Origin of the sequence: Methylobacterium sp. 092160098-2 (assembly GCF_028920805.1) — a bacterium.
Classification (GTDB): Bacteria; Pseudomonadota; Alphaproteobacteria; order Rhizobiales; family Beijerinckiaceae; genus Methylobacterium; species Methylobacterium fujisawaense.
The window spans coordinates 312314-321364 of the sequence record NZ_JAQPZJ010000002.1 but is presented as its reverse complement, the minus strand read 5'-3'; the positions used below and the strand labels follow the sequence as shown (position 1 = coordinate 321364).

The following is a 9051-nucleotide window of genomic DNA, read 5'->3' as shown; positions in this document are numbered from 1 at the left end:
CGCTCAGGCCGCCTTGGGCGGCAGAGGCCGACGCGTCCTGCTCTCCGACGGGAGATAGGACATCTGTGCGTGCTCGCTGCAGTAGGGCAGGGGCCCGGCCTTCGGCTTGCAGCAGAAGCGGAAGCCGGCCGCCATCGGATCGCCGATGGGCCACCGGCAGCTGCTCTCCGTGAGCTGCATGATGGGATGGCCCGAGAAGCTGTCTTCCGCGGATCCCGCTGCGGAGACTTCGGCCGGAGGCTGCGGCGAAGGGGCGGGGGCTTCGGGAGTCGCCGAAACGACCTCATCGACGGCGGCGGCAGTCGCGTCCGGGAGACCGGCGTCGGCCGGCGTCTCATCCGGCAGGGACTGCCGGGAAGCAACGACGGCCGGTTCGTCCCCGCGGGCTTCGGCGGTCTTGCGCGTGATGCCGAGGCGATGGATCTTGCCCATGACGGCGTTGCGATCCTTCAACCCGAGGGCGGTTGCGATCTGGGCGCCGCTCAGCTTCTCGTCGATCCAGAGCCTGCGCAGCTCCGCGACCTTCTCTTCGCTCCAGACCGAGTCGACCGCCACAATCGTTATCCATCTTCAGTTCGGATCGGGAAAAGCCCGTGTTCGGTCCTTTGTTCCGGACTGGACCTTCTCGCGGATGCATCCTATCCACGAAGGAATGGCATTGGTAGTGGAGCCCGGATCATGAGGCGATCGGTCCTCGCGGTCGTCGCCCTGACGACGGGCATCGCGTGGCATTCCGCAAAAGCCGAAGACGGGGTTGTCGCCTACGTCGACGGCCGGGCGGTGCAGAGCGCGCAGGTCCGTCAGGCGGGAGCGATGTTCGCCAAGCGCCTCGCGAACGTGCCTGCCGAGAGCCGGGCCGCGTTCCTCGTGGGACAGGTGGTCGACATCGCGGTCCTCTCGGATGCGGCGCGCCGCGACCGGGTCGCCCCGCCCACCGTCGAAGCCGATCGGGACTATGCGCGCGACCTGTCGGCGGCCCAGGCCATGCTGTCGCAGATCAGCCGGGAGGCCGCGCCCGAGGACGCCGCGGTGCGCAGCGCCTACGACGCGCTGAAGCCCCAGCCCGAATACCGGGCCCGCCACATCCTCCTGAAGAGCGAGGAGGACGCGGTCCGGGCGCTCGGGCGGATCCGCGGCGGAGAGCCGTTCGAGCAGGTCGCGCGATCCATGACCCTCGACCAGCGGTCGGCGCCGATCGGGGGCGAGCTCGGATGGTTCACGAAGGATCGGCTCGTCCCGGAACTCGGGCAGGCCGTCGCGGCCCTGTCGCCCGGGTTCCTGTCGGACCCCGTACGCTCGCAGTTCGGCTGGCACGTCATCCAGCTGGAGGAGGTCCGTCCCGGCACCCTACCGTCCTTCGAGGCAGAGGCGCCGCGCCTGCGTCAGGACCTTCTCGAGCGCGGGGTCGGCGGCAGGATCGCCGCGCTCAGATCGGGTGCCGACGTTCGCTGGGTCGTTCCGAAGCCGACCGGCTGGTGAGGGGAAGAGGTTGGGCGAGAAGCGCAACTCCCTCGGCGTGCTCGATCTGTTCAGCGGGATCGGCGGCTTCTCGCTCGGCTTCGAGAGGGCAGGACCGTTCCGGACCCTCGCCTTCTGCGAAGCTCTCGAATCCCGACGTCGCATACTCCGTCGCCACTGGCCGGACGTGGAGATCCATCCCGATGTTCGAACTCTCGACGGACGGCGGTTTCGGGACGGGGACCATCGGGTCGACGTCATCGCTGGCGGCTTCCCGTGCCAGGACATCAGCCTCGCCGGCCGTGGCGAAGGAATCGAAGCGGAACGGTCCGGCCTCTGGTCCGAGTTCGCGCGGCTCATCGGCGAGATCGGGCCGAAGTGGGTCGTCGTCGAGAACGTCGCGGCTCTCCGCTCGCCCAGACGCAAGCTCCGCCGCTGCGGCTGCGGCTGGAGAGGAGCGAAGGCCAGACGAGATTGCCCGTCTTGTGGACGGGACCTGGGTTCAGCCGCAGACGGACTTGCTCTCGCCGCTGGGCTCGGCCGAGTTCTTCGGGACCTGGCCGCGCTCGGGTATGATGCGGAATGGCACTGCCTGGAAGCTGCCAAGCTTGGCGCCCCCCACCTGCGCGATCGTGTCTGGATCCTCGCCCGGAGAGCTGCTGCCGACGCCGGTGTCGGCGGATGCGAAGCGCGGAACGGGCACCTACCGGCGGGGCAGCCGCACCCTCAAGGGGATGATCGAGGTCCACCTGACGGAGCAGCTTCTCCCTACTCCGAGGTCCTGCTCAGGCCTGCGCTCCTCAGGGAGCAACAGATCCGAGCTGTCCAACGCTACTGGCCGGAAACTTGGCGCGAGCGGCTTGATCGGATTGACCAGCTGGATGCTCGGGTTCCCGGAAGCGTGGACCAGCTGTCAGCCCTCGGAGCAACCGTCGTCGTCGCCATCCCCGAGATGATCGGCAACGCGATCATGATCGCCGAAGGCCTGCGGGAGCCTCCGGAGGGGTGGGACGAGATGCGGGCCGCGGCCTGAGGATCAGCCTGCGAGCGGCAGATTGCTCGGAAGGGCGGCCCTGATGCTGCGCGCCGAGGCGCGGCACGCCGATACGAGGTCGGCGTTCTCCACCAGGCGGTCTCCGCTCCACTCCAGGTGGAAGCCGGCGGCGTCCCGACCGAACCGGAACGCGTCCCATTCGAGCGTGGCCGTGCGGACCTCGAGGCCCGGCCTCGTCTCGACGGCCAACGCGAGGGCCTCGAGCGCGTCGGCGACCGGCATGTGGCGCGAGGTCTCCTCTCCGCCGCCGGCGACGATCAGCTCGGCGAGGTCGGTCCTGAGGGGAACCAGGATGCCGACGGCCGCGCCGAAGCTGTCGGCGCGCGGGTCGGTGACGACGATCATGGCGTTCCCCTCCCGGCCTCGGGCGAAGCTCTACCATACCGAAGAGCGCCCCGCATCCCGGAGCCGTCGTCCGTGTCGGTCCTCGAAGTGCTCGATCGTTCGGGATCCGCTTTCGCACCGACCCGTCCATGGACGCCGCTCCGGACGCGGGGCGTCCGGAGACGGGCGTTCCCGAACTCAGGTGGCCGGCGCAGGCGTCAGCCTGGGCGCCTCCTCCGCATAGACGGCTTCGAGCGACGCGGCCTCGTATCGGCGGATGCGGAGATACAGCGTGTCGAGGATCTTGAGCGCTTCGTCCCGCGAGGCGGAAGCCGCATCGGGGAAGTCGAACCGACGCAGATCCGCCGTCATCTCATCGACCCCGGCCAGGAACGGCGCCACGTCGGACCTGTCGCCGGCGACCGCGAGGCGCTCGTATGCCGAGCGGGTCGCCGCGTACGCGTCGACGCCGGCGATCGTCATGTTCGCGACGCGGTCGGCGAAGGTACGGAGCACGAGTTCCCCGAGGCGGCAGGTCTCTGATACGAGATCGTCGCGCCCGAGGAATGCTCCGTCGAACTCGAGGACGCGGCCGGACGGGCCGAAGAGTTCCGGCTGCCGGTGCCGTCTGCGTCCCACCTCGGCGCTCCATCCGAGCATGTCCTCGAGGCGGTCGGCGCGGAACGCGGTCTCCGCGGTGCTCCTGAAGGGGTGTCGGCCCGGTGCCGGGGCATCGAGGTACACGCAATAGCAGCCGTAGCCCTGCTGTTGGACCGCCCACATCGGTTCGGGCTGGATCTGCCAGATCCGGTTGTCCACCAGGAGCAGCTTCTCGGCCATGCCTCTCGCAATCTCGGCCGCTGCGGCCCTGTCGTCGGCGACCGTCTCGCCCTCGACCTCGTCCGGGGTCTTGGTCCTGTACCAGTGGACGTGAGCCCCGGTCCGGTGCTCGTATTCCCTGAGGGTCGCATCGATCTCGAAGGGCGGACGGGATGTCCTGTCGGTCGTGCCCGGAGCGAAGCCGACGGCGACCGTCTGGTCGCGATCGTTCTTGCGGACGACGGGCGTCCAGAGCGAGCGGTTCCATCCTCGATAGGTCACGGTCCGCTCTTCGCCGTTGCCCATCTTGGCCCAACCGGCCTGGCCCGGGACGACGCGGCCGACGTCCCGGATCTCCTCCCGCGCCACCATCGGCACTTCGACGTCCAGCGGGGCACGGAATTCCAGCCGCCTCGGCCTGCGCTGTCCCTTCCCGACCACGTCGGCCCGGTACGGATGCCAGATCCTGATCTTGACGCGGTCGGCCATGTCCATCTCCACGAGGCAGGATCGTGAAGGGCTCCGCAAGCGGCAAGGAGGGGTGTCGATCTTTGCGGGAGCGGATGCCAGTCTCGCCGGACGACCCGGGAGCTAGCGATGACGATCACGGCGGCGGACAGGCGCGAGGAGGCGGCCGACTTCCTGGAGAGGATCGGCTGCAGGATCACGGCCTCGTTCTTCGATCGACGCGAAGGCTCGTACTCTGTCGGCCGCATCGGGCAGGACGGCTACTTCCTGCCGACGACGTGGCCCCGTGAGGAATACGTCCTCGACTGGGTCTACGGGCACCGGGAGCAGGTGCGTCGCGGAGTTCTGGGGGAGCCCGTGGAGTTCGCGCTCTTTCTGGAGCACGCGGTCGAGAAGGCCGCGGAACGGGCAGGGGACGACTGGCACATGTTCGTCGCCGCCCTCGGCAACGACCTCGACCAGGTCCGCCTGGAGGCACGCGAGGCGAAGGACGACGAGATCCTCGATCTGGTCGACGACATCGAGGGGTTGCGGAGCGGATCGCCGACCGAGGTGCTCGCTCGTGTGAGAGAGGTCCTCGGCGTCGGTGCGCAGGCGCCCCGCGTCTGATGGACTGGCTACTCGGCCGCGATCGGCGTGGGGCTGCCGGCGGCCGGCGACGCGACGCCGTACTTGAGGATGTGCCCCTCCCAGAACATCAGCTTGTCGAGCAGGCGCCGCTCCACGAAGGACAGGGGGACGCGGGTGCGGTCCCCCATCGGACCGGATCGGCGGCGGAAGCGGGCCTCCAGGTCGGCCACCGCGTCCCGGAAGTCGGCGCGGTCCCGTTCCTCCGCCATCGCCCGGGCGCAGGAGGCATGGAAGGCCGCGTAGTCGTGCCCGCCGCCGGGAAGCAGGAAGTGCTTGGCGCCCCTCCTTCCCGGTTCGCCCCGAAGGCGGTCGCGCAGCAGCGCCGACAGGCTCGCCAAGGCATCCCAGATGAAGACCTCCGCCGCCGGCTTGGCGAAGACGGACAGTTTGCTGGCCGCGGACGTCTGGCGCAGGCCGCGGGCGTTGCAGGTCCGCAGCTCCTCCGCGAGTGCGGCCACCCCCGCGACCGGCTCGAAATCCTCGGCCGACCTCAGGCGTTCGATCGCGGCCGCCACCGCCGGCTTGTCCCATACGACCCGGTTCGTGAGCTGGAACTGCACCAGGAACCGGTGGACGGTCTCCGCGTCCACGATGCCTTCCGAGGACGGGTCGAAGATGCCCATCCAGTACTGGTCGGACAGATGCCGGTCGGCGACCTTCTCGTCCGGCGGGGGGCACCATTTCAGCGTGTCGGCCTTCGCGGCGGCGAGGAGACATCCACGATCGCGGAGCAGATGCTCGTTGGACACTTCCGGTCGCCTCCCAGCCGGATCGTCCGGCGCGGCCTCGACGCGGATCGGCCGATGCCGGGAGCCGTGATGCACCACCGGAGATTGATGGAGGCTTAGCCGGGTCCCTCGCTTTGGAGCTTCCGGATCTCAGAGACTCGGATGGGAAGGAGCGGCCGCGGGCACGGCATCGAAACGATCCATCCTGGCGATGAACGTCTTCAGGGCATCGCGTTTCAGCTCGTCCCGCGCCTCCCAGCTGCCGATCGGGAAGTCGAACCGGTCGAGATCGTCCGCGGCCGCGGCGATTGCGACCGCCATATGGGCGACGGTCTCCGCATCGCCGTCACCGACGGCGAGACGTCCGAGAAGCGTCCGCGCTTCGACGTAGGCTTCGACGCCCACGTTCGACATCGCGCCGACGAGGCTGCCGAGCTTGGCGACGACGGGGGCGCCGAGCTCGAGGGCATTGGACACCCGGTCGTCCCGCCGCGCATGCTCGGGCACGTGGACGAGACATGCGCCGCCGGGGCCGCGCACGTCGGCGCGGCGCCCTCGTGCCGACGCGAGGTCCCGAGCGTAGGCCATCGCCTCTTCGAGACGGTCGGCAGCGAACGTCCCGAGCACGTTGCGGCCGGACGAGTGGAACCGATCCTTCGCCGTGCGGTCCCATTGGAGACAGACCATGTGATGGTTGCCGTCGCGCTCGACCGACCAGAAGGGCGGCGCCGCACGGCACCAGATGCGCCCGTCGACGAGGAGCACGTCGTCGGCCGCCCGGATCGCGGCCTCCATCGCGCGCCGGCGGTCTTCGGCGACCACCCTGCCCTCGGTCCGATCGAGGCGGACCACGCCGTCCCAACCGGTCACGAAGCCGTACGGCGCCGCATATTGCGCGGCCAGGATCGGATCGGAGATCTCGTACGGATCCGGAAGCGGAGGGCCTCCCGCCATGGCCTCCTGCCATGGCCTCCTGCCACTGTTCGAGCGTGGCTGCCGCGTTGCCGTCAGGGCCGGGAAGCGGCGTCCATAGGGCGCCGTCGAAACCGTGGAGCTCGATCTCCGGGCCGCCGGCGAGCTTGCCCTCCCACGTCTGATAGCTGCTCGATTTGCGGAACCTGGAGGCGACCGCAAGATCTGCGGGGTCGGCCGTCCTGACGTCGACGTCGATCGGTGCGGCCGCCACCCGGCGTTCCGGCTTGCGGGCCCCGGCTCGAACGATATCGATGGGATACGGGTGCCAGATTCGGATGCGGGTGCGGTCGGCCATCGACGTCCTCCTGCGGGAGGAAAGCCGGACCCTACGAAAGGGGCAAGGAAGGGAGCGCCCCGGCGCCGCCGTCGAGTGCGGCCCGGTCGCCGAGGGGGTGGAGGTCCCGCACCATGGCTGCGGTCCGGGACATGTCGGTATGCAGGTAGACCTCCGTCGTACCGAGATCGGCATGACCGAGCATCTCCTGGATCTCGCGCAGGTTCGCGCCGTTCGAAAGCAGGTGCGAGGCGAACGCGTGCCGGAGCTTGTGCGGCGAGACCCGGTCCGGATTCGGGATGCCGGCGGCGACGGCGGCCTCCTTGATCTCGGCCAGGGCGCTCTGGCGGGTGAGGGCCGTCCGACCGTTCCGGACCGAATGGAACACCCAATCCTCCGATTTCGAGCCGTAGGCGGCCGCGAGGCCGCGCCAGAAGCGCACCGCCTCGATCGCCCGGTCGTGGAGCGGGACCAGTCTGTCCTTTCCGCCCTTGCCGGTGACGATCATCGAGTTGGCGCCCGACGCGATCGCCTTGGCCGGCAGGTTCACGGCTTCGGATACGCGCATCCCGGAGGCGTACAGAACCTCGAAGAGCGCGGCACGACGGGCGTAGCCCGCCTGCCGATAGAGGCCGACGCTCTCGTCGCGCGCCTGGGCGTGGGCGGTCTCCACGAGCCTGTCGACCTCGGCCATGGTCAGCACGATCGGCAGCCGCTGCGGGCGCTTCATCGGCGCGACGAGGCTGGTCGGATCGAGATCGGCCATCTCCTCCGAGATCAGGAAGCGGTGCAGGGACCGCACCACCGTCCTGCGGTGCGCGATGGTGGCTTCGGACAGGTGGCGGGCGTCCAGATGCCCGAGGTAGTCGGTGAAGTCCTCACGGGACGCCTGATCGATCCGCGTGCCGCGCCGAGCCAGGAATGCGGCCCAGCAAAGCGCGCTCGTGCGGTAAGCCTCAAGCGAGCTGTTCGCTGTTCCACGTTCCGCGGCCGAGGCCTCGAGCCACAGTTCGATCGGATCGTCCGGCGTCGGCTTCGGCATTCGATCGGATTGACTCGATCCGGTGAGGATTCCGTCAACGACACCCTTGTCCGTCGGGCTCGGACGGCGATCGGCGCGGCGACGGGGGAGGGGGCTGCGACGAGAGCCTCAAGGATACCGCCCGCCCCTTCGGTGGTGCTGCCGGCACCGAGCAACAGGTCCCTGCAGCGAGGAACGCGATCCCAAAAGTGCGCACAAAAGTGCGCCCAAAAATTTATTTCGGGGTGCCGACGATCTGCCGTCGATCCTGGAAAGTACAGAAAATCAGGCCCTTACGAAGCGCAGGAAGATCGATGCTACGCCTTCGGCGGAATTCTAATTGAATTATGAAGTACTACTACCTTGACCGTCTGATAGTTGAAATCAGATCATCAGACATTCCGTACGCTGGAGGTCGAGATGTCGGGATCAGACCACGAAGATTTTCCATCTGATTGGCCGGTCGATGGCGGTGCCGGCGCACCGGCGTTCCCCGATGTGAAGGCTGCGAAGCTTCAGGTTCTCGCCCTGCGCGTGCGCGAGCGACGGATCGGGCTCGGATGGTCTCAGGCCGAGCTGGGGCGCAGGGCGGAGCTCAACCGGAACGTGATCAACACGGTATTAGGTAGCAAACGCATATAGGCATCCGGAGGACGTTAACCGGATCAGGTGGGACGCCCAAGGCTGCAGGTTAAGACGTCCGGAAAACCGTCCAGGAAAATGACTCGACAGCCGTCCAAGTGATCGTTAACGATTTCTGGACGGAGGCGCCGCCATGAGTTCCCTGGCCGACGAGATCAAGGAAACCGAAGGACGGATCGCGCACCTCGATCAGGACGCTACTGCGGAGATCCGCAAGGTCCAGAACGAGGCAGGCGACAAGATCCTGGCGGTCGTTAAAAAGGCGGACGTACTGAAGGCAGGGCTGCGGTTGAGACTGTCCCACTTGAGAGCTGCTCAAGCGGGGGAGACAGATGTCCCTCCGTCTGGCTCGGCTGAAGCTTCCTCGAACGCCCCGGTGTTGGTGGAGGAGGCAAAGCCCTCGGCGAAGGAGCTGATACTTACTGCGCTCCGGGACCGCGGGCCCCTCTCCTCCAATGCCTTGGACGCCGTCGTCATGGGTGCCGGCTGGTCAAAGTTCGCCGCCGAGAAGGCCAAGACGCTGAGCAAGCGCAACGAACTCACGACCAGCGACAAGCGCATCTGGTCGATCACGGCGAAGGGTAGGGCAGAGATTTCCCAGATCGGGCCAAAGGCCTGAAACGAAAGAACGGCGCCGCTTGGGGGCGACGCCGTTCTT

11 protein-coding genes and 2 pseudogenes are annotated in these 9051 nt (G+C 68.2%); 6 read left to right on the top strand and 7 right to left on the bottom strand.

The annotated features are described in order from the left end of the window. Window positions 1–3 precede the first annotated feature (3 nt). The gene (locus PQI07_RS26875; protein WP_274928089.1) at window positions 4–555 is read right to left on the bottom strand and encodes a GcrA family cell cycle regulator; all 552 of its coding nucleotides are present in this window, start codon (window positions 553–555) and stop codon (window positions 4–6) included. A 123-nt stretch (window positions 556–678) separates the two neighbouring features. On the opposite strand from PQI07_RS26875, the gene PQI07_RS26870 reads away from it, so the two are divergent. The 3 genes and pseudogenes from PQI07_RS26870 to PQI07_RS26860 all read left to right on the top strand — a co-directional run bounded on the left by PQI07_RS26870 (window position 679) and on the right by PQI07_RS26860 (window position 2491). After that, entirely contained in the window at window positions 679–1479 is an 801-nt protein-coding gene (locus tag PQI07_RS26870; RefSeq protein WP_274928088.1) for a peptidylprolyl isomerase, read from the top strand. Then, window positions 1436–1825, top strand: a pseudogene (locus PQI07_RS37755) (DNA cytosine methyltransferase); the annotation flags it as partial. The gene PQI07_RS26870 and the pseudogene PQI07_RS37755, both read left to right, overlap by 44 nt. 534 nt (window positions 1826–2359) lie before the next feature. Beyond that, entirely contained in the window at window positions 2360–2491 is a 132-nt protein-coding gene (locus PQI07_RS26860; RefSeq protein WP_274928940.1) for a hypothetical protein, read from the top strand. Between the two features lie 3 nt (window positions 2492–2494). Here PQI07_RS26860 and PQI07_RS26855 read toward each other — a convergent pair whose 3' ends face one another. Then, a complete protein-coding gene (locus tag PQI07_RS26855) occupies window positions 2495–2857 on the bottom strand; it encodes a hypothetical protein (protein ID WP_274928087.1) in 363 nt (120 codons plus the stop codon). Between the two features lie 177 nt (window positions 2858–3034). Then, window positions 3035–4144 (bottom strand): hypothetical protein, encoded by a 1110-nt coding sequence (locus PQI07_RS26850; protein ID WP_274928086.1) that lies wholly within the window; start codon window positions 4142–4144, stop codon window positions 3035–3037. Window positions 4145–4252: 108 nt separating this feature from the next. Between PQI07_RS26850 and PQI07_RS26845 the strand changes: the two genes are divergently transcribed. Beyond that, window positions 4253–4732, top strand: coding sequence for a hypothetical protein (locus tag PQI07_RS26845; protein WP_274928085.1), 480 nt, complete (start codon window positions 4253–4255; stop codon window positions 4730–4732). Window positions 4733–4740: 8 nt separating this feature from the next. Here PQI07_RS26845 and PQI07_RS26840 read toward each other — a convergent pair whose 3' ends face one another. The 4 genes and pseudogenes from PQI07_RS26840 to PQI07_RS26830 form a co-directional block, all read right to left on the bottom strand. Next, window positions 4741–5502, bottom strand: a complete 762-nt coding sequence (locus PQI07_RS26840; RefSeq protein ID WP_274928084.1) for a hypothetical protein — start codon at window positions 5500–5502, stop codon at window positions 4741–4743. 129 nt (window positions 5503–5631) lie between these two features. After that, window positions 5632–6615 carry a hypothetical protein gene (locus tag PQI07_RS26835; protein ID WP_490356183.1) on the bottom strand — a complete coding sequence of 328 codons (984 nt, stop codon included), beginning with the start codon at window positions 6613–6615 and terminating at the stop codon, window positions 5632–5634. Then, a pseudogene (locus PQI07_RS38095) lies at window positions 6596–6751 on the bottom strand (hypothetical protein); the annotation flags it as partial. The gene PQI07_RS26835 and the pseudogene PQI07_RS38095, both read right to left, overlap by 20 nt. Window positions 6752–6782: 31 nt before the next feature. After that, a complete protein-coding gene (locus tag PQI07_RS26830) occupies window positions 6783–7772 on the bottom strand; it encodes a tyrosine-type recombinase/integrase (protein WP_274928082.1) in 990 nt (329 codons plus the stop codon). A 399-nt stretch (window positions 7773–8171) separates the two neighbouring features. On the opposite strand from PQI07_RS26830, the gene PQI07_RS26825 reads away from it, so the two are divergent. Both PQI07_RS26825 and PQI07_RS26820 read left to right on the top strand, forming a co-directional pair. Further along, window positions 8172–8393, top strand: coding sequence for a hypothetical protein (locus tag PQI07_RS26825; RefSeq protein ID WP_274928081.1), 222 nt, complete (start codon window positions 8172–8174; stop codon window positions 8391–8393). Window positions 8394–8526: 133 nt separating this feature from the next. Then, window positions 8527–9012 (top strand): hypothetical protein, encoded by a 486-nt coding sequence (locus PQI07_RS26820; protein WP_274928080.1) that lies wholly within the window; start codon window positions 8527–8529, stop codon window positions 9010–9012. The last annotated feature ends 39 nt before the right edge of the window (window positions 9013–9051 follow it).

Excerpts from the sequence above, each read along its gene's own strand:
- PQI07_RS26870 (WP_274928088.1), top strand. The coding sequence starts at position 679 with ATGAGGCGATCGGTCCTCGCGGTCGTCGCCCTGACGACGGGCATCGCG.
- PQI07_RS26855 (WP_274928087.1), bottom strand. The coding sequence starts at position 2,857 with ATGATCGTCGTCACCGACCCGCGCGCCGACAGCTTCGGCGCGGCCGTC.
- PQI07_RS26850 (WP_274928086.1), bottom strand. The coding sequence starts at position 4,144 with ATGGCCGACCGCGTCAAGATCAGGATCTGGCATCCGTACCGGGCCGAC.
- PQI07_RS26845 (WP_274928085.1), top strand. The coding sequence starts at position 4,253 with ATGACGATCACGGCGGCGGACAGGCGCGAGGAGGCGGCCGACTTCCTG.
- PQI07_RS26830 (WP_274928082.1), bottom strand. The coding sequence starts at position 7,772 with ATGCCGAAGCCGACGCCGGACGATCCGATCGAACTGTGGCTCGAGGCC.
- PQI07_RS26825 (WP_274928081.1), top strand. The coding sequence starts at position 8,172 with ATGTCGGGATCAGACCACGAAGATTTTCCATCTGATTGGCCGGTCGAT.
- PQI07_RS26820 (WP_274928080.1), top strand. The coding sequence starts at position 8,527 with ATGAGTTCCCTGGCCGACGAGATCAAGGAAACCGAAGGACGGATCGCG.